Below are 22,283 nucleotides of genomic sequence, written 5' to 3'. Positions count from 1 at the left end.
TAAATAGAAGTAGGTACTTACCGAGTTAGTTTGATTTATTGTGTTACGTCAGCATCAAACCACTTTTGTGATATTTTTGCTAATGTACCATCTGCTCGCATTTCAGCTAATGCCTTATTAACTTCTTTTTGTAGCTTTTGACCTTTTTCATTTTTTACAAACGGCCATGCATTTTCAATGGTTTCAAATGGTTCGCCTGCAAGTTGCAGTGGTAATCCTGATTTTTTAATCAGTTGAGCTGCTGATAGACGGTCCATCACAAACGCATCTGAACGGCCTAAAGCGACATCGTGCTCAATACCAGTATCGTAGGTTTTAATGTTTATTTGGCCTGATTTATCGTTATCTCGCAGTAATTTTTCAAAATTAGAACCTAAGTTAACGGCAACGGTTTTTCCTTCCAAATCTTCAATACTTTTGATGCTGTCATTGCCTTTACGAACGGTAATTTGCGCACCGTCAACAACATAAGGGTCGGCAAATAGGTATTTAGCTTCACGTTCTTTGGTTTTGGTAATTTGATTTGAAATCGTATCAATTCGGCCTGTTTCTAATAGCCCAAATAAACCAGAAAAACTCGCAGTTACATATTCAACGTTATAGTCGTTACGGCGACCAATCTCATCCCATAAATCAACCTCAAAGCCTTGCAGTTGATCCTGTTTAACGAAGGTAAATGGGAAATAACGGCCCGACATCCCTACTTTAACGTCAGTGGCTGCTTGAGCAAATTGAGTGGCTGCTAGTGTCAGTGTTAATCCAGTAAGAATGTTCTTTGTCCATTTCATGATTGATACTCCGTAATTCATCAGTATTGAGATAATACTTTTTTTGCGATTGAGCTCTAAATACCCTCTGGTTATGTGTAATAACTAAACCGTAAAATAAAGGTTATTATTTCCGCTTGTTGATGGTTTTGGGTATAAGTCAGGTAAAAAGTGTGTCGATCTAAGCAAAAAAGCGTGATCAGTGTGAATAACTTCGATCTTATTCACTGGATCATCGATCTAACACTGGCACAAAAGTTATCCACAGTATAAAATCGACAACCTTTTAAAAATAATTATGAGTGGGGTTGTCCGTGTCTTCATCGCTTTGGCTGCAGTGTTTACAGCGCCTTCAAGAAGAATTACCTTCCGCAGAATTTAGTATGTGGGTTAAACCCCTGCAAGCTGAATTAAATGACAATACCCTTACGCTATTTGCGCCGAACCGTTTCGTGTTGGATTGGGTTCGAGATAAGTACTTAAATAGCATTAACTCATTATTAAATGAGTTCTGTGGTAGTGATGTTCCTACATTACGCTTTGAAGTGGGTAGCAAACCTACGGCATCAGCACCTGTACCAAAGAGAACGGCAGCAGATGTTGCTGCTTCAACCTCAGCTCCTGCACAACTTCAAGCCTTACAGTCAGCGAATAAGCCATGGGAATCTCAGAGTTCAGAGCCTACTCCTGCTGATCTGAATCATCGCTCGAATGTAAATCCTAAACATAAATTTACTAACTTCGTTGAAGGTAAATCAAACCAACTTGGCTTAGCTGCAGCTCGCCAAGTATCTGATAACCCGGGAACGGCGTATAACCCACTATTCTTATATGGTGGTACTGGTTTAGGTAAAACACACCTGTTGCAAGCAGTGGGTAATGCGATTCTTGAGCGCAAGCCTGACGCTAAAGTTGTGTATATGCATTCAGAACGCTTTGTTCAAGACATGGTTAAAGCACTACAAAATAACGCCATTGAAGAGTTCAAACGTTATTACCGTAGTGTTGATGCCTTGCTTATCGATGATATTCAATTTTTTGCGAATAAAGAGCGTTCACAAGAAGAATTCTTTCATACCTTTAATGCGTTATTGGAAGGCAATCAGCAAATTATCCTAACGTCAGATAAATACCCAAGAGAGATTAATGGGGTAGAAGAGCGTTTGAAATCTCGCTTTGGTTGGGGTCTTACTGTTGCGATTGAACCGCCAGAATTAGAAACTCGCGTTGCTATCTTAATGAAGAAAGCAGAAGATCATCAAATTCATCTTGCCGATGAAGTGGCCTTCTTTATTGCAAAACGTTTACGTTCGAATGTACGTGAATTAGAAGGGGCGCTTAACCGTGTGATTGCAAATGCTAACTTTACTGGCCGTGCAATTACGATTGATTTTGTACGCGAAGCATTACGTGACTTATTAGCGCTTCAAGAGAAGTTAGTAACGATTGATAATATTCAAAAAACCGTTGCTGAGTACTACAAGATAAAAATGGCAGACTTGTTGTCTAAACGCCGTTCTCGTTCTGTTGCGCGTCCACGTCAATTAGCGATGGCATTGTCTAAAGAGTTAACCAATCACAGCTTACCTGAGATCGGTGACGCATTTGGCGGTCGAGACCATACCACTGTACTTCATGCTTGTCGTAAAATAGCGCAATTGCGTGAAGAGAGTCATGATATAAAAGAAGACTACTCTAACCTCATTCGTACGTTGTCATCGTAAGTTATTATCTACTTTTAAATAAACGAGTATTATGAAATTTTCTATTGAACGCAGTCTGTTATTAAAACCACTGCAACAAGTATCTGGTGCCCTTGGTGGCCGTCCATCATTACCTATTTTAGGTAACATCTTACTTCAGGTAGAAAATGGTCAATTATCAATGACCGCAACCGATTTAGAAGTAGAGTTGATCAGTAAGATTACGTTAGAAGGTGATTTTGAAGCGGGCGCTATTACCGTTCCTTCTCGTAAATTTTTAGATATTTGTCGTGGTTTACCTGACAGCGCAACTATCACTATCGTATTGGAAGGCGATCGAGTTTTAGTGCGTTCTGGACGCAGTCGATTCACTCTAGCGACTCTGCCTGCTAATGATTTTCCAAACATTGAAGGTTGGGAGAGTGAGGTTGAAATCACCTTATCTCAAGCACAATTGCGTAAGCTGATAGAAAGTACTCAATTCTCTATGGCGAACCAAGATGTTCGTTATTACCTCAATGGTATGATGTTTGAAACTCAAGGTGCTATTTTCCGTTCTGTAGCAACGGATGGTCACCGAATGGCAGTATGTAATATGCCTGTAGAGTCAGAACTTCCAGAACAACAAGTGATCATGCCACGCAAAGGTATTCAAGAGCTAGTTCGCTTACTTGACTCACCCGATCAGAGTGTTACTTTACAGTTTGGTAATTCAAATGTACGTGCAGAAGTGAATAACTTTGTATTTACGTCAAAACTGGTTGATGGTCGCTTTCCTGATTATCGCCGTGTAATGCCGCAAAGCAGTAACAAGACGCTAGAAGCCGATTGTGATGAACTGCGCCAAGCATTCGCTCGTGCCGCAATTTTATCTAATGAAAAATTCCGTGGTGTTCGCGTTAATTTAGCCAATAATCAAATGCGTATTACCGCGAATAACCCAGAGCAAGAAGAAGCGGAAGAGATCCTTGATGTGGATTTCCAAGGCGATGATATCGAAATCGGTTTTAACGTTAGCTATGTATTAGATGTGCTGAATACTTTAAAATGCGAACGTGTACGTATTTCGATGACAACGGCTAATGCGAGTGCGTTAGTTGAAGATTGCGCTAATGATGAAGCGCAATATGTTGTTATGCCAATCCGTCTGTAGATTTTAACTATCAATGCCATTATCACGCCTAATCATTAATGATTTTCGTAATATAAAGACGTGTGATATTCAATTATCATCAGGCTTTAATTTTGTTACGGGTGCCAATGGCAGTGGCAAAACCAGTGTCCTAGAAGCGATCTATTTGCTCGGACATGGCCGTTCATTTAAGAGCTCGTTAACCGGTCGGATTATTAGAAATGACTGTAACGAGCTTTTTATTCATGGTCGTTTCACCACACCAGAAAACTTTGAACTGCCCATTGGTATAAATAAGCAGCGCGATGGCACAACAGAGGTTAAAATAGGCGGAGAAAGTGGGCAAAAACTGGCACAATTAGCTAAGGTTTTACCGCTTCAATTAATTCACCCTGAAGGGTTTGAATTAGTTACTGATGGCCCTAAATTTCGCCGAGCATTTATCGATTGGGGAGTGTTTCACGTGGAACCTGCTTTTTATGAAGCATGGAGCCGAGTGAAGCGATTAACCAAGCAACGTAATGCATTATTAAAAACGGCACAGAGTTATAGAGAGCTAAGCTACTGGGATTTGGAACTCGCACAACTGGCTGAAAAAATAGATCAGTGGCGAGTGGATTACATCAATCACATATCTGAAGCAACTCAACAAATATGTCAGGCATTCTTACCAGAATATGACATAAAGCTGTCATACTATCGCGGTTGGGATAGAGAAACCCCATACGCAGACTTGCTCAAGAAGAACTTTGAGCGAGATAAACAGCTGGGTTATACCGTCGGCGGCCCAAATAAAGCCGACTTACGAATTAAAGTTGCAGGCACTCCTGTTGAAGATGTGTTGTCTCGTGGTCAACTAAAGTTGATGGTATGTGCGCTACGATTAGCGCAGGGGCAACATTTAACAGAAGCAACAGGAAAGCAGTGCATCTATTTAATAGACGATTTTGCTTCTGAACTGGATAGTCATCGCCGTCAATTGCTGGCTCAATATTTGAAACAGACAAAGGCGCAGGTGTTTATTAGTTCGATTACTGCTGAACAGATTGCAGATATGCATGATGAAGAAAGCAAGATGTTCGAGATAGAACATGGCAAAATAGCCCAAGGATAAAAACGCGAGAGTAACTCATGTCAGAAAATTATGATTCATCGAGTATTAAAGTACTAAAAGGCCTAGATGCAGTACGTAAGCGTCCGGGTATGTATATCGGCGACACCGACGACGGTACAGGTCTTCACCACATGGTGTTTGAGGTTGTCGATAACTCAATCGATGAAGCTCTTGCTGGTCACTGTAAAGATATTATTGTAACGATACACGAAGATAACTCGGTATCTGTAAGCGATGATGGTCGTGGTATTCCCACTGAAATTCACGAAGAAGAAGGCGTATCTGCTGCAGAAGTTATCATGACGGTACTTCACGCAGGCGGTAAGTTCGACGATAACTCTTATAAAGTATCAGGCGGTCTTCACGGTGTTGGTGTTTCAGTAGTAAACGCATTATCAGAGAAAGTTGAACTTACGATTAATCGTAAAGGTGAGATTTTCCAACAAACGTATTGTCACGGTGTACCTCAAGCCCCTCTAACAGTGACTGGTAAAACAGATACTACAGGTACTAAAATCCGTTTCTGGCCAAGTGACCAAACGTTCGCAAACATTGAGTTTGTTTATGAAATTCTAGCGAAACGTCTGCGTGAGTTGTCTTTCTTAAACTCTGGTGTGTCTATTATTTTACAAGACATGCGTGAAGAAGATAAATCTGATCACTTCATGTTTGAAGGTGGTATTCAAGCGTTCGTTAATCACCTAAATCGCAATAAGACACCTATTCATCAAAAAATATTCCATTTTGATTTCACGCGTGAAGAAGATGGCATTGCTGTTGAAGTGGCAATGCAATGGAATGATTCTTTCCAAGAAAATATTTTCTGTTATACCAACAACATCCCACAACGTGATGGTGGTACGCACTTAGCCGGTTTCCGTTCTGCGCTAACTCGTACATTAAACACTTTCATGGATAAGGAAGGCTTTTCTAAGAAAGCGAAAGCATCTACTTCTGGTGATGATGCGCGTGAAGGCCTAACAGCGGTTGTTTCGGTTAAAGTGCCTGATCCTAAGTTCTCAAGCCAAACTAAAGATAAACTGGTTTCTTCTGAAGTGAAGTCTGCGGTTGAATCTGCAATGGGTGAGAAACTGTCTGAGTTCTTAGCTGAGAACCCAGGTGAAGCGAAAATGGTTTGTTCTAAAATCATCGATGCAGCTCGCGCACGTGAAGCCGCTCGTAAAGCGCGTGAAATGACTCGTCGTAAAGGCGCGTTAGATATTGCAGGTCTTCCAGGTAAGCTTGCGGATTGTCAGGAAAAAGATCCTTCACAATCTGAACTATATATTGTGGAAGGGGACTCTGCTGGCGGTTCAGCCAAGCAGGGACGTAACCGTAAAAACCAAGCGATTCTGCCTCTTAAAGGTAAAATCCTAAACGTTGAAAAAGCACGTTTTGATAAAATGCTGTCTTCTCAAGAGGTTGGCACACTAATTACTGCACTTGGTTGTGGTATTGGTCGTGACGAATACAACCCTGACAAACTGCGTTACCACAATATCATCATCATGACCGATGCCGATGTCGATGGTTCTCACATCCGTACTCTTTTACTGACGTTCTTCTACCGTCAAATGCCTGAGCTGATTGAGCGTGGTTATGTATACATTGCTCAGCCACCACTGTACAAAGTGAAGAAAGGCAAACAAGAGCAGTACATTAAAGATGAAGAAGCAATGGGTGAATACCAAATCACGCAAGCGTTAGATAACGCATCGTTATTTGTTAATCCAAATGAATCAATCTTTGGTCAAGAGCTGGCTAATTTAATTGAGCAGTTTAATGGTGTAATGAAACTGATTGAGCGTATGAGCCGTCGTTACCCATTAGCGCTATTAAATCGTTTAGTTTATACCTCTCGATTAACTCAGGAAGCGTGTGAAAACGAAGCTGAAGTTAAAGCGTGGACTGAGGCGTTAGTTACTGATCTTAATGAGCATGAAACAGGTGCAAGTCAGTACACAGCAGCATTGGATTTTAATGAAGAATTAAACATTCACCAGCCTAAGCTTGTTGTTCGTACTCACGGTGTTCAACATGAATACGTATTAAGTGCTGATCTGCTTAACTCAAAAGAGTACGGCCGTATCGCTGAGCTATCAGAAGCGCTTAATGGTTTGATTGAAGAAGGTGCTTATGCACAACGTGGTGAGCGCAAACAACCAGTAGAAACACTGGATGAAGCGATTGCATGGTTAATTAAAGAATCTCGTCGTGGTGTTTACTTACAACGCTATAAAGGTCTGGGTGAGATGAACCCTGAGCAGCTTTGGGAAACAACAATGGATCCTGATTCTCGCCGTATGATGCAAGTAACAATCAACGATGCAGTAAGTGCGGATGAATTGTTTACTACGCTAATGGGTGACCAAGTTGAACCGCGTCGTAACTTCATTGAAGAGAACGCATTACGTGTAGCTAACTTAGACGTCTAAATTTTTAATCCTATATTTTGCCAGTTAGTCCTACTTCTGCGTCGAAGGTGCTCACTTATGTTCATAAGCTCCGCGCCTTCTTCTTGAATTAGAACGAACTGACTTCATCTAGAATCATAAATGCTAAGTTGAAAATTAAGAAGCACTGCTGTTGGCGGTGCTTTTTTTTTTCTGGAATTTGGTGTTTGTTTTCGTTTGTAGTTCAGTTGTTTAGTATTAGTTTTGAATGGGAATGGAAAATATTTTTGGCTATATCTCTTGAAAATAAAATTACTGAGCCGCATATCTAGTTATGAAGAGGATGCCGAAAGGGTCTTCTGAACATGACTTGTCCAAAACGGAAAGTCTTATAATTTGATAGAGGCAACTAAGGACCCAAGTTTGGGGTAGTTGTACTCACTATTGCTTAAAGTAAAGGATAGTATTATGCGTAATGTAGATTTCACTCCACTGTACCGTTCAGCAATTGGTTTTGATCGTCTTTTCAATCAAATGGAAAGCCACTCAGCGAAAACTAATGGTGGTTACCCTCCCTATAACATCGAGCAAAAATCAGAACATAACTACCGTATAACCATGGCGGTGGCGGGTTTTGCTGATGAACAAATCGATTTAACTCAACACGAGAATATGCTGATTGTACGCGGTGAGCGTCCTGAATCGGATGAAGCGAAAACGTACCTATACCAAGGTATTGCAGAGCGTAACTTTGAGCGTAAATTCCAATTAGCGGATTATGTGAAAGTGGTGGGCGCAACCATGGAAAATGGTTTACTGCATGTTGATTTAGAACGTGAAATTCCAGAAGCGATGCAGCCTCGTAAGATTGCAATTAACGGTAATAACTTACTGGAAAGCTAATCGTAGATTGGTAAAAATTTGAAATGAAGGCGCTGTGATAGCGCCTTTTTTGTGTCTGTATTTTATTACAGCGGGTATTATACCAATCTACATAAGTATTTGATCATTCTTGCTTGTTAAAATCGATTATATCTGCGTTATAAATTTTGTAATTAGATCCACTAGTTACTGCAATTTATGCCTTGCTCTAATCGATTTTTCCTACGCAATTATCTGAACAACGACTTATCCAGAGTGGTATTAGAAATCGTGATGACTTATTGCTTTGGAATCACCAATGCTGTTTGTCATTGATGATCATTCAACACTTGATATTGCCATTTGTTGGTGATGGAAAAGCAATGAGTCATGAGTACCACAACTCACCGCTTTTTATTTACTCTGAATACGCTTTCAGCACTTCTTCTGCAATAATATTAATGCCTTTTTGCATCATATCTTCATCTTGAACGTAGTTCATACGTAAGCATTGATGAGCGTGCTCCCAACTGTCATCTTGTCCAATAAAGAAGTACTCACCCGGGACAATTAATACGCCACGCGCTTTCAAGCGTTTATACAATTCCATTGTCGTGATAGGTAATTCATCAAACCATAGCCACAAGAAAATAGCGCCCTCAGGTTTATGAATGCGAAAACGAGGATCGGTAATCGCCGTTTGTAACATCTTAACTGCAGCTTGAGATTTATGGCGATAGAAAGGCTGGATAACCTCCTCACTTAAACGCAATAAGTCACCTGATTCAATCATGTGCAAACCAATTGCAGGGCCCATACTTCCCGGTGCAAGATTGATAATGCCATTTAGGTTAGTGATGGCTGCTGTCATTTCTTCATTGGCAATCACAATGCCACAACGTAACCCAGGTAAACCAAGCTTAGAAAGGCTCATGCAAAGAATGGTGTTTTCATTCCAAAATGGCGTGACTTCTTCAAAGATAATATTCGGGAAAGGGGTGCCATAAGCATTATCAAGAATTAACGGAATATTATGTTCACGAGCTAATGTGTCGAGTTTGGCCACTTCTTCATCCGTAATGACATTCCCCGTTGGATTGGTAGGACGAGAAACACAAATTGCTCCCACAGAATCGTCGACAGTTAACTGGCTAAAATCAACGTGGTATTTAAACAAACCGTTATCGAGTAATTCAATCTCAGGACGGTAAGAAATAAAACTATCGACTTCTAGTTCAGAGTCCGCATAGCCAATATATTCCGGAGCAAGAGGCAGTAAAATTCTCTTTTTTGAACCATCCGCATAAGTGCCTGCTAAAAGGTTAAATAGACTGAAGAAAGCACTTTGAGATCCATTGGTTAGAGAGATATTTTTCTCTGAAATATCCCAACCGTAAGTCTCTTTTAATAGTTTTGCTAATGCTTTAACAAAAGAGTCTTTACCTTGTGGCCCATCATAATTGGCCATTGCAGCAACCAGCTCACCAGAATCGAGCATTTCTTGTGAGGCGCTTTTAAAGTAGTCGAGCATGGCGGGAATGCCAGCAGGGTTACCACCACCGAGCATGATTGCTCCAGGGGTACGTAAGCCATCATTTAGATCATCCATTAATTGGGTGATCCCACTGTAACGAGTAAATTTTTCGCCAAATTGAGTAAACTTCATTACGACTACCGCGCTATTTGTTGAGTCTGAGTATTGATTGTTTTAACAACATACCTCAACACCAAACAGAGATAAAGAGCCAAGATAAGCCCTGATTTTATTGATTAAGCCGTAAACTCACTGTGAATTTTAAGAAAGTGCTTATTTTTGCTACTCCCAAAGAGGGCAGCGAGGTATACTTCTTGGTTATATTTATCAACCATCGCGCGAATTAAATTATGCAAAAATACGATATCAAAACCTTCCAGGGAATGATCCTCGCGCTGCAGGATTATTGGGCACAAAACGGTTGTACGATTGTACAGCCTCTAGATATGGAAGTAGGTGCTGGTACATCTCACCCAATGACATGTCTACGTGCACTTGGCCCAGAGCCAATGGCTACCGCTTATGTTCAACCATCTCGTCGTCCTACGGATGGCCGTTATGGTGAAAACCCGAACCGTCTGCAGCACTACTATCAATTTCAGGTAGCGTTAAAGCCTTCTCCAGATAACATTCAAGAGCTGTACCTAGGTTCTTTAGAAGTGCTTGGTATCGATCCACTTGTTCATGATATTCGTTTCGTAGAAGACAACTGGGAAAACCCTACATTGGGTGCTTGGGGTCTAGGTTGGGAAATCTGGCTAAATGGCATGGAAGTAACGCAATTTACTTACTTCCAACAAGTAGGTGGCCTTGAGTGTAAACCTGTAACGGGTGAAATCACTTACGGTATTGAGCGTCTTGCTATGTACATTCAAGAAGTAGACTCAGTTTACGATCTTGTGTGGAACCATGGTCCTCAAGGTGTGGTTACTTACGGTGACATTTTCCACCAAAACGAAGTTGAGCAATCGACTTACAACTTTGAACACGCGGATGTTGATTTCCTATTTGGTTTCTTCGACCAGTGTGAAAAAGAGTGTAAAGAGTTGCTTGAACTTGAAAAGCCTCTACCTCTTCCAGCGTACGAGCGCATTCTAAAAGCAGGTCACGCATTCAACTTGCTAGATGCACGTAAAGCAATCTCTGTAACAGAGCGTCAGCGTTATATTCTTCGTATTCGTAACTTAACTAAATCGGTTGCAGAAGCATACTATGCATCACGTGAAGCATTAGGCTTCCCTATGTGTCGTTCTAATAAGCCGACAGCAACTGAGGAGAAGTAATCATGGCGAAGAATTTTCTAATCGAATTAGGCACTGAAGAGCTTCCACCAACAGCGCTTCGTTCATTAGCTGAAGCATTTGCTTCTAACTTTGAAGCGGGTCTTAAAGCGGCTGATTTAGCACACCAAGGTGTTAAATGGTATGCAACACCTCGTCGTTTAGCGCTTAAAGTGGCTGAATTAGATGAAGGTCAAGCAGATAAAATCGTTGAAAAACGTGGTCCAGCTATCGCATCTGCATTTGATGCGGATGGTAATCCAACCAAAGCGGCTCAAGGTTGGGCTCGTGGTAACGGTATTACGGTTGAACAAGCTGAGCGTCTAAAAACAGACAAAGGCGAATGGCTACTTCATAAAGAAGCAGTGAAAGGCCAACCTGTACAAGAGCTTGTTGTTGAATTAGCAGCAAAAGCATTAGCAGGTTTACCAATTCCTAAAGCAATGCGTTGGGGTAACTCAGACATTCAATTTATTCGTCCAGTAAAAACACTGACTATCCTATTGGGTGACGAGCTGATTGAAGGTTCTATCTTAGGCGTTGCTTCTACTCGTACACTTCGTGGTCACCGTTTCATGGGTGAAAGCGAGTTTACGATTGACTCTGCTGATCAATACCCTGCGATCTTAGAAGAGCGCGGTAAAGTAATGGCTGACTACGATGCGCGTAAAGCGATCATCCTTGCTGATGCTCAAAAAGCAGCGACAGCAGTAGGCGGTACAGCGGATCTAGAAGATGACTTAGTAGAAGAAGTGACTTCTCTTGTTGAATGGCCAGTAGTATTAACGGCTAAATTTGAACAAGAGTTCTTAGAAGTGCCTTCAGAAGCGTTAGTTTACACAATGAAGGGTGACCAAAAATACTTCCCTGTGTATGACGAAGCGAAGAACCTACTTCCTAACTTCATTTTCGTTTCTAATATCGAATCTAAAGAGCCTCGTCACGTTATCGAAGGTAACGAGAAAGTGGTTCGCCCACGCCTTGCTGATGCAGAATTCTTTTTCAACACAGACCGTAAGCGTCCGCTTATCGACCGTCTACCTGAGTTAGAACAAGCTATCTTCCAAAAGCAATTAGGTACGATCAAAGACAAAACTGACCGTATTACTGAGCTTGCAGGTTACATTGCTGAGCAAATTGGTGCGGATGTTGAGAAATCTCAACGTGCGGGCCTTCTAGCTAAGTGTGACTTAATGACATCTATGGTATTTGAATTTACAGATACACAAGGTGTGATGGGCATGCACTACGCAACTCACGATGGTGAAGATGAGCAAGTAGCTCTCGCTCTTTATGAGCAATACATGCCACGTTTTGCGGGTGATGAACTACCAAGCACAGATATTTCTGCATCAGTAGCAATGGCGGACAAACTAGATACATTGGTTGGTATCTTCGGTATTGGTCAAGCACCTAAAGGTTCTGATCCATTTGCACTTCGCCGTGCTGCGCTGGGTATTCTACGTATTATCGTTGAAAAAGATTACAACTTAGACTTAGTTGACCTAGTAGCTAAAGCGCAATCTCTATTTGCACTTGAAGATGGCTCAAGCAAGCTAACGAATGCAAACGTAGCGACAGACGTGATTGATTTCATGCTAGGTCGTTTCCGCGCATGGTACCAAGATGAAGGTTTCAGCGTAGACATCATCCAAGCGGTACTTGCTCGTCGTCCAACGAAACCTGCTGATTTTGATAAGCGTGTGAAAGCGGTATCTCACTTCCGTGAACTAGACGCTGCTGAATCACTAGCGGCTGCGAATAAGCGTGTAGGTAATATCCTGGCGAAATTCGATGGTGAACTGGCTCAAGAAATCGATCTGGCTCTTCTACAAGAAGATGCAGAGAAAGTATTGGCTGAGAAAGTAGAGATCCTAGCTGAAGCACTAGAGCCTGTATTTGCTGCAGGTAACTATCAAGAAGCACTAAGTCGTTTAGCTGAGTTACGTGAACCTGTTGATGCCTTCTTTGATGGTGTAATGGTTATGGCTGATGATGAAGCGCTTAAGATTAACCGCTTAACGCTGCTTAACAAGCTTCGTAATCTGTTCTTAGATATTGCGGATATTTCTCTTCTTCAAAAATAAGAAATAGCCAAATTTCATGAAATGCCTCGCCTTTGCGGGGTATTTTTTTGTCTAGATATCGTATTTTCGAAAATTAGAGGTTAATAATATACTTAACAATGACTACAATTGATGTTCTCTCTTTTATTAGGCTGCTGATTTCGATGAAATTATCTGTGTGTACAACTCTTATCTCCCTTTCTCTTATGGTCGGGTGTCAAAGTACTTCATTACCAACCACGGATAATGCAAATTCTTCTTCACAGAATACTCCTGTAGTCTCAAGTGATTCGACGAATCAAGTCAGTGTATGTCCTTCATTAGGCATTCAGCCTGTGACGGTTACCGTTTCAGAACTGTGGTCTGAAGGTGCAGTCGTCACAGATGCTTACTCTGGCAATATTGCTCAAGTGAAGAATGGTAAAATAACGCTAACACCAAGTCGTCATAGTGGTGGGTTACTGTTATTAGAATCAAGTTCAGTACAGGAAGCAGAAGCAGAGAAGCGTGATTTCCAATGGCAGAGTGCCACGTTTTATCATATCGCAACCGATCGTTTTTATAATGGAAACAGTTGGAATGACCACAGCTATGGTCGTCAAACCTCATCACAAGGTTTTAAAGGTGGTGATATTGCAGGGTTAACGCAAAAACTGGATTACTTAGCTGAGCTAGGTGTTGATGTACTTTGGATTTCGACACCACTAGAGCAAGTTCATGGCTGGCTTCCTGGAAAAAATGGCAATACACCAGAATATCCATACGCAGGTGGTGCCACATTAGATTGGACACAGCTTGATACCAATATGGGTTCAGAGCAAGAGATGAGAGCGTTTGTCGATCTTGCTCATCAATTAGGAATGAGAGTAGTGTGGAGTATTGATACTGCTCCTTCTCAACCAAGCCTTGCCGATTTGCAGCAATTTTCTATTCAACCTAAAGACAGCAGTGAACTGCCAAGTTACTGGAATGATTGGCATCCAAAAGAAGGTCAGAATCTAACGCATTATTTAGATGCATTTAAAGGTGAAGATGGTCAAGTCCCACAATGGTGGTCTTCAGATTGGTTTAATCCAAATTATGAAGGGGTAGTGTCAACGCCAACCTTCTTTACCAATAAACCGACAACTGCAGTGAGCCAAGTCAGTCAGGATAAACACGCATTATTAACGCAATGGGTGACTGAATGGGTAACCAAGTTTGGTATTGATGGCATTGTTTTAGCTCAATCAACGCCTAAGTTAACAAAACAATTCGAAGAACAAGGCAGTAAGGCATTTGAAGCATGGAAGAAAGACAATCAATATAAAGCGCTTGAAGGGTCTTCTTTTATTGTGGTCGATTTAGAAAATAATAACCATTTTATCCCTCAAAAGCAGTCAATTGAATCTCAATGTGAAACACAACTAAGTGCTCAAAAAACGACTGAAAATAAAGTCGCCATGAATGCGTTAACCTGGTTTGATAAAGATAAGCAACAAGCGTTAACGGCTGATAATTATGCTCAATACAGAGATGCGGCCTCCGCTTTATTGTTATCTCACGACAGTGTTTCGATTTGGTATGGGGATGAAAGTGCAAAACCAGGTGATCTATATAGCATGATGAATTGGGAGGATGCGACAGGACTTAATTGGTCATTGCGTTCTCATTGGAAGAAACTACTCTCTTTTAGATCAAATCATACTGCGATATCACAAGGGAATTACCAAGTGGTTAAGCAAGAACCTTACTATGCTGTCATACGTAAAAATGAATCCGATAAGGTAATGATCGTTTATACGGGGGAGTAATTTTTGGTGATATAACGAGTGTCATCAAAGTTTCATAAAATCTGAGTGAGAGTGTGATACTAACCACATAGGTTTTACGATAGAGATGATAATCTATAGCTAGAATTAGTTGTATTGGTAGATGTTTCTTAAAGGAAAGGAGCTTATCATGACTCGTTTTTTAGCTATCTCACCACAAAGCCAGTGTTATTTATTTACCGTCGCTTTGGCGCTTAATTTATTAGGTATGGTATTGACCGATATGTGGATACCTATGGTCGTTGGGGCAATTGTCACGACCGCATTATCTGTGGATGCTTGGGTTCGCGTTCATTATGTATTACCAATGAAAAAAGAGATGCGTAACTTGCAACATGAGATTGAAAGCATTCAAAAACAAGTGCGAGATATCAATACATAAACCATTCCTAAACAGTATAAAGGCGACCTCGTGGTCGCCTTTATCATTTCTTAAGCTGAAAGCCCTTTACGGATAAGAAATCGGTAAGGCAGCGAATCAGTATCTTCCGCAATAAGCTCATGATCCATAAAACGACAGAAACTTGGAATGTCACGCGTGGTCGATGGGTCGTCTGCTTTGATCAATAGCGTTTCACCATCTTGCATCTGTCGAATTGTTTTTCTAACCATCATTACAGGCTCTGGGCAGCGTAATCCTTCCGCTTCTAAGGTTTGGTTGGCGGTATCAAAGTTGATGGTCATTGTTGTATCTCATTACAGTTAAAGGCGACCAAGATCATACTGCTGTAAAAAAAATAATCAATACACATTGGCAAAGAACTGAAAAGAGCGTAAATTATTTGTTAACAACAAATTAACATTGGACGGTTATTTCGTTGTTTTAGCTATAGATATGAAAGCAATAGAAGGATCGTCATATGCTTACTCAAATAGATCGCTTAACCATTTATTGTGTTCTTTGTTTCGTTACCATTTGCTCATTAGTATTACGTACCCCTGAGAATATCAGCTTACTTCCTTTAATTAGTCTTGCCTCCGTTATGATCGCGCTGACGATTGAGTTAAAAACCTGGTCAGAAAGTGAAACCGCAGAAGAAAAAGATTACTAGAAACACCTTAACAATTAAAAATTACACCACACTCTAACTTTCCCGCCTTTTTATCGTTCTTGATTCCAACAAGAAATGAATGAATTGCGGGATTTTTTTTATTTTTAAAACCGTTAAACTACGTAATTACCATTAAGGTATATCAAACATAGGTGTAGGTAATGGAACTAGAAGAAGTTTATCGCCGTGATTTAAATTTACTCATTGCACTTCGAGTATTATTAGAAGAAAACAGCGTGAGCCAAGCGGCTGTTCGGCTCAATTTAAGTCAATCAGCGATGAGTCGAGTGTTGGGGCGATTGCGAGATCTCCTTGGTGATCCGCTCTTTACTCGTCAAGGCCAGCATTTAGTTCCTACACAAAAAGCTTTAGAAATTAATGCGCAAATAAATCAGCCATTAGAGTCTTTACGCCAGTTACTTACCCCTAGCGATTTTACGCCGATGCATTGTGATCAGCATTTCTTAATTGCGACCACTGACTATGCAATGCAAACCATTTTACCTTATGCGCTTCCTAAAATTTATGAGCAAGCGCCGAGCATCTCATTAGAGTTTACCTCACTTAATCATGAGAACTTGTTTAAACAACTGAGCACTGAAAAAGTGGACATGGCGATATGTCGACCAATTGGTTCTGTTTCTCCGCTTAAGCAGGATGTGTTAGGGCAGGTTGGGGTGTTATGCCTGTTATCTCAGAACCACCCACTCGCAGGCTCAGTATTAACCCTGGATGATTATTTATCACTACCTCACGCCATGATTGCCATCAGTGATGGAGTAAAGGCGTTATTGGATACTGCGTTATTGGGTCAAAGAGAAAGAAGACAGGTACTTAGGGCATATCATTTAGAAGCGGCGTTGGCCATTGTTGATAAAATGCCATTAGTGATCACGGTACCCGCGGATCTCGCATACTTGGTTGCTGAAAGATATGATCTGGTTATTAAACCATTGCCGTTTGAATTTACGCCGTTTGATTACTCTTTAATTTGGCATTCTCGTTGTGATTCATCACCGGCTCAAACTTGGCTTCGACGCGTAGTAAAAGAAGAGTGCGGTAAGTTAATTGAAAAACGAATTGAAGACATTGGATTTGTATAGCTTATTATTCTTTAGATAAGAAAAAGGCAGCGATTAAGCTGCCTGGTTTACTGATGTTTCACATTAAAACTAAGCTAGGTAGGGCTTAGTCTTAACTCTTTTACTATTATCGATTAAATTTTGATAACAACACGGCCCGTGATTTGACCGTTGGTAATGTCTTCTGCGGCTTGAATTGCGTCATCAAGAGACACTTCTTTCGTTGCTTGCTCAAAGAATGATGCAGGAAGTAATTCAGCTAATTGTTCCCACGCTTTAATGCGTTTCTCACGAGGGCACATAACAGAATCGACGCCTTGTAAACGAACATTACGTAGAATGAACGGCATTACCGTTGTTGGTAAATCAAACCCACCCGCAAGGCCACAAATAGCCACTGCACCGTTGTAATCAATTTGCGCTAATACTTTTGCTAGTACTTTGCTACCAACCGTATCAATAGCGCCGGCCCATAGTTGTTTTTCTAATGGTTTCGCTGGTTCTTCTAGTTCACTGCGCTCAACAATGCGTGATGCGCCTAATGATTTAAGTAGGTCGCCATTTGAAGAAGCTCGGCCTGTTACAGCGGCAACTTTATAACCAAGTTGGTTAAGAAGCGTGATAGACACACTGCCTACACCGCCACTTGCACCTGTTACTAAGATCTCACCATCTTCTGGTTTAATGCCCGCATCAACAATCGCTTGAACACATAGCATTGCGGTAAAACCAGCTGTTCCGATAGCCATTACTTTTTTAGCGTCTAGGCCTTTTGGCATAGGGACTAACCAGTCACCGTTTAGGCTTGCTTTTTCAGCCATGCCACCCCAGTGACCTTCACCAACGCCCCAGCCAGTAAGAACCACTTCATCACCTGCTTTATAACGAGCATCGTCTGACTGAGAAACAACACCCGCTAAATCAATACCAGGAACCATAGGGAAATTACGAACAATGCGCCCTTTACCTGTAATCGCTAAGCCATCTTTATAGTTTAAAGAAGAGTAATTTACATCGATTTTCACATTACCTTCAGGCAGTTGAAACTCGTCGATCTCAGTAACAGCAGCAATGGTATTTCTCTCTTCTTGATTCAGAACTAGTGCTTTAAACATAACGAACTCCAATAAGAATAAATAACGATTATCAAACAGTGCGTTTGACCAATGAGATAAGTGTAGGTGAGTTAATCAAATAAAAAAAATGATACTTAAACATTAGTAATATGCGTTTTCTGCATAGATCCTCTGCGATATTATTTTTCAAAAAAGAGTAAATAAGATCTTTACTTTTTATTGGATCGTGTTATTTTGCACCCTTGCTCTAATGTATAGAGTTATTAATACAAGTAGTAAGTACAAGTAAAACCCTCAGAAATATCTTCGAAAAAGCTATTATCTCCGTGTTTCATTTCACTTTTCCAATCATTAATAATTGAACATTTCAGCAGATCGTTAGCAACGAATAAGCCTAACTGGATCTATTTATAATGTAATGTGACCGTGTGCTATCGAAGTTGTGAAAATGCGTTGGCTTTATACCTAATACCGTTAATTAGGCTATCTACTTTATTTTTGAAAAGCAGTTTTTAAACAACCGCTCTTCTTAAAAATAGCTAGATTGATAAGATAAAGAACGTACAACTTCCCTATGTATAAATTACATAAGATAAATATCTCTTCTCAGGCTGAACAAGCGCATCGTATTGATGCATGTTTATACTAAGTTAAGAAGGATATCTCATGTCTAAATCAACAGGCAGAAAGCGTTTTTGGTTCCACCAAGCGCGTGATACGAAAGTTATCTCAAAGAAATAAGATAACAAAAGCGATACCAAATTAGGTATCAACTCGAAAAAAGTCGCCCAAGAAGGCGACTTTTTTAGTTTTTATGGTTTGTATTTCAAAACACTAAGGGCGTTCGAATACCGTTGCGATACCTTGACCGAGGCCAATACACATAGTCGCGACACCAAGTTTAGCGCCAGTGCGTTCCATGTTATTGATTAATGTGGTGGCAATACGGGATCCCGAACAACCTAATGGGTGCCCTAGCGCAATAGCTCCTCCATTTAAGTTAATCTTCTCTTCCATTACATCCAATAAACCTAAATCTTTAATGCATGGTAGGGATTGAGCTGCAAACGCTTCATTCAACTCGAACAAATCAATCTCATTAATCGACAAACCTGCTCGTTTAAGGGCTTTTTGAGTTGCGGGAACAGGTCCATAACCCATGATAGATGGATCGCAGCCAGAGACTGCCATTGAACGAACTTTAGCGCGAATGGGTAAACCAAGCTCATTGGCTTTTTCTTCACTCATGATTAACATTGCTGAAGCGCCATCAGAAAGAGCGGATGAACTACCTGCTGTTACGGTTCCATTCGCAGGATCAAAGGCCGGTCGAAGCGCAGCTAACCCTTCAAGTGTGGTTTCTGGGCGAATGACTTCATCATGTTTTACTAAGGTGAGTGCGCCATTTTCATCGTGGCCTTCAATTGGCAATATTTCAGAATCAAAATGACCCTCAATCGTCGCTCTATGTGCTTTTTGGTGAGAGGCCAGTGCAAAAGCGTCTTGTTGTTCACGAGTAATGCCGTGCATCTTACCTAACATTTCTGCCGTTAACCCCATCATTCCAGAGGCTTTAGCCACACTTTTTGATAAACCTGAATGGAAATCAACACCGTGGTTCATTGGTACGTGGCCCATATGCTCAACACCACCAATAATACAAATATCAGCATCCCCAACCATGATCGCGCGAGAGGCATCATGCAGGGCTTGCATAGATGAACCACACAAACGGTTCACTGTGGTGGCTGCGATAGATTTTGGTAAGCCTGCTAATAACGAGGCATTACGTGCAATATTAAAGCCTTGTTCTAAGGTTTGTTGAACACAACCCCAATAGATATCTTCGATTTGATTGGGGTCGACTTTTGGGTTTCGTTCGATTAAGCCTTTCATTAAGTGCGCTGATAAATCTTCGGCGCGAGTATGACGAAATACGCCATTTTTAGATCGACCCATCGGAGTACGGATACAATCAACAATAACTACATTTTTCATGATAAATCCTTCCTTAGAGTGATGCCGATACAGAGGGTGCTTTAGGGGCTGGGTAATAACATTCGCCTGCCGCCGCTTTCTGCTTGATACTTTCAGGTACTTGGTAAACTGCACCAAGTTGCTCAAACTCTTTCGCCATCTCTAGGTAAGTAGGTAATCCAATCGCATCAAGGTAGCGGAAAACACCGCCTTTAAATGGAGGGAAACCTAAACCATACACTAACGCCATGTCAGCTTCTGCAGGAGAAGCAATAATGCCTTCGTCCAAGCATCGGATCACTTCGTTAATCATAGGTATCATCATACGAGCACTAATTTGCTCTGAGGTATAAGGTTGAGTTGTGTTGGTTACCGTTGCAATGATCGCACCGGTGCCATCATCCACATTTTTCTTCGGTTTACCCTTTCTATCTACCGTATAAGCATAAAACCCAGTGCCATTTTTCTGGCCATAGCGATTAGCTTCAAACATCGCATCAATCACATCACGACCGTCTTTTGCCATACGTTCTGGGAATCCCTGAGCCATGACAGCTTGTGCATGGTGAGCGGTATCAATACCTACCACATCAAGTAAGTAAGCCGGTCCCATTGGCCAACCAAACTCTTTTTCCATCACTTTATCTATTTGTTGATAATCACCCCCATCACGCAGCAATAAGCTAAAGCCTGCAAAATAGGGGAAAAGGACACGGTTTACAAAGAAGCCAGGACAGTCATTCACAACAATTGGGGTCTTACCCATTTGAGAGGCGTAAGCAACAACGCGATCAATGGTTTGTTGTGAGGTTTTCTCACCACGGATAACTTCAACCAATGGCATACGATGAACAGGGTTGAAGAAGTGCATGCCACAGAAATTTTCAGGACGCTTGAGTGATTTTGCTAATAACGAAATGGGGATGGTTGAAGTATTCGACGCTAAGATCGCATTTTCGTTAACTTCATTTTCTACTTCTGCTAAAACAACGGCTTTAATTTTTGGGTTTTCAACGACCGCTTCAACAATGACGTCTTTGCTATCAATACCACCATAATTTAAAGACGGTGTAATGGATGAAAGTACTTGCGCCATTTTTAATCCAGATAAGCGCCCGCGCTCTAACTGTTTATTAAGCAGTTTAGAGGCTTCATTCATCCCAAGATCTAATGATGCTTGAGCAATGTCTTTCATTAAGACTGGTACGCCTTTAGATGCTGACTGATAAGCGATGCCGCCACCCATGATGCCCGCGCCAAGCACGGCTGCATTTGCGACAGGTTCACTGTTTTTCACTGCTTGCTTTGCTTTGCTTTTCACTAGTTGGTCGTTTAAGAAAATACCAACTAACGACTTAGCCACTTCGGTACGGGTTAGGGCAACAAAGTGTTTATTCTCAATTGCTAGCGCTTCATCACGGCTCATTCCTGCACTTTGTTCAATCGATTTAACCGCCGTTATTGGTGCTGGGTAATGTTTGCCTGCCATTTTCATTATCATGCCTTTAGCGACATTAAATGACATGGCAGCTTCTAGAGGCGAGAGTTGTAATGGCGCTTTCTTTTGTTCACGGCGTTGTTGCCAATTGAGTTGGCCATCAATCGCTTGTTTTAGCATAGAGACTGACGCATCTATCAAGGTTTCACGTGGAACAACACCATCAACCATTCCTAGTGTTAAGGCCTCTTTTGCTCGTTTAGGTTTACCTGTGGTAATCACTTCCATTGCAGGGTCTGCACCAATCAAACGAGGAAGACGAACTGAGCCTCCCCAGCCCGGCATGATACCTAATTGAGTTTCTGGTAACCCGATAGAAGCGGTCTCATCAGCTAAACGGAAATCAGTCGCTAAGACACATTCGCAACCGCCACCAAGTGCAAACCCTGTGATGGCTGTTAAGGTAGGAACCGGAAGGTCTTCTAGCTTATTAAAGATGATATTGGCTTGATGTAGCCATTCACTGAGCTCTTCTGGAGGAGTATCGAACAGACCAAGAAATTCAGTGATGTCTGCACCAACGATAAAGGCACTTTTACCTGATGATAGTAAGAGGCCTTGTAAGTCCTTTTGTTGGTAGAGTGCATCAATGGCTTCACCCAGCGAGTGTAGGGTTGCAAGGTTGAGCTTGTTTACGCTGCCAGTCGCATTAAATACGAGGTGAGCAACGCCAGGTTCGATGTAGTCTACAGAGAGGTTTTCACCTTGATAAATCATTTTCTATCTCCATGAAATGATAACCAGATAAGAGTATTCGTTATTATGATAATCTGGTTTGACCAGTTAATGGTGGTGTTATTTTAAACAGATTTCAAATTAAATTTAACAATTTGTTTACGTTTATCTTGGTTGATCACAAATTTCCTCTCTTTTAACTGTGAATAAAAGTTTGTGAATAAAGAGTAAATTTCATTAGAAGTGATACACTTTAAGGTTC

17 protein-coding genes are annotated in these 22,283 nt (G+C 41.2%); 11 read left to right on the top strand and 6 right to left on the bottom strand.

The genetic code is table 11. The features are described from left to right. Positions 1-35: 35 nt before the first annotated feature. A complete protein-coding gene (locus PVK70_RS12615) occupies positions 36-788 on the bottom strand; it encodes an amino acid ABC transporter substrate-binding protein (RefSeq protein WP_130048478.1) in 753 nt (250 codons plus the stop codon). Positions 789-1,081: 293 nt separating this feature from the next. Between PVK70_RS12615 and dnaA the strand changes: the two genes are divergently transcribed. The 5 genes from dnaA to PVK70_RS12590 all read left to right on the top strand — a co-directional run bounded on the left by dnaA (position 1,082) and on the right by PVK70_RS12590 (position 8,012). Then, entirely contained in the window at positions 1,082-2,491 is a 1,410-nt protein-coding gene (gene dnaA / locus PVK70_RS12610; RefSeq protein ID WP_130048479.1) for a chromosomal replication initiator protein DnaA, read from the top strand. Between the two features lie 31 nt (positions 2,492-2,522). Beyond that, positions 2,523-3,623, top strand: coding sequence for a DNA polymerase III subunit beta (gene dnaN / locus PVK70_RS12605; RefSeq protein WP_130045768.1), 1,101 nt, complete (start codon positions 2,523-2,525; stop codon positions 3,621-3,623). 13 nt (positions 3,624-3,636) lie between these two features. Continuing rightward, positions 3,637-4,716 (top strand): DNA replication/repair protein RecF, encoded by a 1,080-nt coding sequence (gene recF / locus PVK70_RS12600; RefSeq protein ID WP_130048480.1) that lies wholly within the window; start codon positions 3,637-3,639, stop codon positions 4,714-4,716. 17 nt (positions 4,717-4,733) lie between these two features. Beyond that, positions 4,734-7,151, top strand: coding sequence for a DNA topoisomerase (ATP-hydrolyzing) subunit B (gene gyrB, locus PVK70_RS12595; RefSeq protein WP_130048481.1), 2,418 nt, complete (start codon positions 4,734-4,736; stop codon positions 7,149-7,151). A 426-nt stretch (positions 7,152-7,577) separates the two neighbouring features. Beyond that, positions 7,578-8,012, top strand: coding sequence for an Hsp20 family protein (locus PVK70_RS12590; RefSeq protein WP_130045771.1), 435 nt, complete (start codon positions 7,578-7,580; stop codon positions 8,010-8,012). Between the two features lie 376 nt (positions 8,013-8,388). Here PVK70_RS12590 and PVK70_RS12585 read toward each other — a convergent pair whose 3' ends face one another. Then, positions 8,389-9,636 carry a valine--pyruvate transaminase gene (locus PVK70_RS12585; RefSeq protein WP_130048482.1) on the bottom strand — a complete coding sequence of 416 codons (1,248 nt, stop codon included), beginning with the start codon at positions 9,634-9,636 and terminating at the stop codon, positions 8,389-8,391. Between the two features lie 218 nt (positions 9,637-9,854). Between PVK70_RS12585 and glyQ the strand changes: the two genes are divergently transcribed. The 4 genes from glyQ to PVK70_RS12565 all read left to right on the top strand — a co-directional run bounded on the left by glyQ (position 9,855) and on the right by PVK70_RS12565 (position 15,043). Further along, the gene (gene glyQ, locus PVK70_RS12580; RefSeq protein WP_130048483.1) at positions 9,855-10,787 is read left to right on the top strand and encodes a glycine--tRNA ligase subunit alpha; all 933 of its coding nucleotides are present in this window, start codon (positions 9,855-9,857) and stop codon (positions 10,785-10,787) included. Positions 10,788-10,789: 2 nt separating this feature from the next. Continuing rightward, positions 10,790-12,871, top strand: a complete 2,082-nt coding sequence (gene glyS / locus PVK70_RS12575) for a glycine--tRNA ligase subunit beta (protein ID WP_130048484.1) — start codon at positions 10,790-10,792, stop codon at positions 12,869-12,871. Positions 12,872-13,014: 143 nt separating this feature from the next. Further along, positions 13,015-14,643 carry an alpha-amylase gene (locus PVK70_RS12570; protein WP_130048485.1) on the top strand — a complete coding sequence of 543 codons (1,629 nt, stop codon included), beginning with the start codon at positions 13,015-13,017 and terminating at the stop codon, positions 14,641-14,643. A gap of 148 nt (positions 14,644-14,791) precedes the next feature. Then, positions 14,792-15,043 carry a hypothetical protein gene (locus PVK70_RS12565; protein WP_130048486.1) on the top strand — a complete coding sequence of 84 codons (252 nt, stop codon included), beginning with the start codon at positions 14,792-14,794 and terminating at the stop codon, positions 15,041-15,043. A gap of 50 nt (positions 15,044-15,093) precedes the next feature. Here PVK70_RS12565 and tusA read toward each other — a convergent pair whose 3' ends face one another. After that, positions 15,094-15,345 (bottom strand): sulfurtransferase TusA, encoded by a 252-nt coding sequence (gene tusA, locus PVK70_RS12560; RefSeq protein ID WP_130045776.1) that lies wholly within the window; start codon positions 15,343-15,345, stop codon positions 15,094-15,096. Positions 15,346-15,521: 176 nt separating this feature from the next. Between tusA and PVK70_RS12555 the strand changes: the two genes are divergently transcribed. Both PVK70_RS12555 and PVK70_RS12550 read left to right on the top strand, forming a co-directional pair. Beyond that, the gene (locus PVK70_RS12555; RefSeq protein WP_130045777.1) at positions 15,522-15,713 is read left to right on the top strand and encodes a hypothetical protein; all 192 of its coding nucleotides are present in this window, start codon (positions 15,522-15,524) and stop codon (positions 15,711-15,713) included. 161 nt (positions 15,714-15,874) lie between these two features. Next, the gene (locus PVK70_RS12550) at positions 15,875-16,816 is read left to right on the top strand and encodes a LysR family transcriptional regulator (protein WP_130045778.1); all 942 of its coding nucleotides are present in this window, start codon (positions 15,875-15,877) and stop codon (positions 16,814-16,816) included. Positions 16,817-16,929: 113 nt separating this feature from the next. Here PVK70_RS12550 and acuI read toward each other — a convergent pair whose 3' ends face one another. From acuI to fadB, 3 genes are all read right to left on the bottom strand, one after another. Next, entirely contained in the window at positions 16,930-17,910 is a 981-nt protein-coding gene (gene acuI / locus PVK70_RS12545) for an acrylyl-CoA reductase (NADPH) (RefSeq protein WP_130048487.1), read from the bottom strand. A gap of 795 nt (positions 17,911-18,705) precedes the next feature. After that, positions 18,706-19,869 (bottom strand): acetyl-CoA C-acyltransferase FadA, encoded by a 1,164-nt coding sequence (fadA, locus tag PVK70_RS12540; protein WP_130048488.1) that lies wholly within the window; start codon positions 19,867-19,869, stop codon positions 18,706-18,708. 13 nt (positions 19,870-19,882) lie between these two features. Next, entirely contained in the window at positions 19,883-22,063 is a 2,181-nt protein-coding gene (fadB, locus tag PVK70_RS12535) for a fatty acid oxidation complex subunit alpha FadB (RefSeq protein ID WP_130048489.1), read from the bottom strand. Between the last annotated feature and the right edge of the window lie 220 nt (positions 22,064-22,283).

This window comes from Aliivibrio sp. A6 (assembly GCF_028765505.1).
Lineage (GTDB): Bacteria > Pseudomonadota > Gammaproteobacteria > Enterobacterales > Vibrionaceae > Aliivibrio > Aliivibrio finisterrensis_A.
Note: the sequence above shows the minus strand (reverse complement) of the source record. Positions and strands in the feature narration are given on the sequence as shown.

Bases quoted from the DNA above. Each gene is read 5' to 3' on its own strand.
- PVK70_RS12615 (WP_130048478.1), bottom strand. From the start codon at position 788: ATGAAATGGACAAAGAACATTCTTACTGGATTAACACTGACACTAGCA.
- dnaN (WP_130045768.1), top strand. From the start codon at position 2,523: ATGAAATTTTCTATTGAACGCAGTCTGTTATTAAAACCACTGCAACAA.
- recF (WP_130048480.1), top strand. From the start codon at position 3,637: ATGCCATTATCACGCCTAATCATTAATGATTTTCGTAATATAAAGACG.
- gyrB (WP_130048481.1), top strand. From the start codon at position 4,734: ATGTCAGAAAATTATGATTCATCGAGTATTAAAGTACTAAAAGGCCTA.
- PVK70_RS12590 (WP_130045771.1), top strand. From the start codon at position 7,578: ATGCGTAATGTAGATTTCACTCCACTGTACCGTTCAGCAATTGGTTTT.
- PVK70_RS12585 (WP_130048482.1), bottom strand. From the start codon at position 9,636: ATGAAGTTTACTCAATTTGGCGAAAAATTTACTCGTTACAGTGGGATC.
- glyQ (WP_130048483.1), top strand. From the start codon at position 9,855: ATGCAAAAATACGATATCAAAACCTTCCAGGGAATGATCCTCGCGCTG.
- glyS (WP_130048484.1), top strand. From the start codon at position 10,790: ATGGCGAAGAATTTTCTAATCGAATTAGGCACTGAAGAGCTTCCACCA.
- PVK70_RS12570 (WP_130048485.1), top strand. From the start codon at position 13,015: ATGAAATTATCTGTGTGTACAACTCTTATCTCCCTTTCTCTTATGGTC.
- PVK70_RS12565 (WP_130048486.1), top strand. From the start codon at position 14,792: ATGACTCGTTTTTTAGCTATCTCACCACAAAGCCAGTGTTATTTATTT.
- tusA (WP_130045776.1), bottom strand. From the start codon at position 15,345: ATGACCATCAACTTTGATACCGCCAACCAAACCTTAGAAGCGGAAGGA.
- PVK70_RS12555 (WP_130045777.1), top strand. From the start codon at position 15,522: ATGCTTACTCAAATAGATCGCTTAACCATTTATTGTGTTCTTTGTTTC.
- PVK70_RS12550 (WP_130045778.1), top strand. From the start codon at position 15,875: ATGGAACTAGAAGAAGTTTATCGCCGTGATTTAAATTTACTCATTGCA.
- acuI (WP_130048487.1), bottom strand. From the start codon at position 17,910: ATGTTTAAAGCACTAGTTCTGAATCAAGAAGAGAGAAATACCATTGCT.
- fadA (WP_130048488.1), bottom strand. From the start codon at position 19,869: ATGAAAAATGTAGTTATTGTTGATTGTATCCGTACTCCGATGGGTCGA.
- fadB (WP_130048489.1), bottom strand. From the start codon at position 22,063: ATGATTTATCAAGGTGAAAACCTCTCTGTAGACTACATCGAACCTGGC.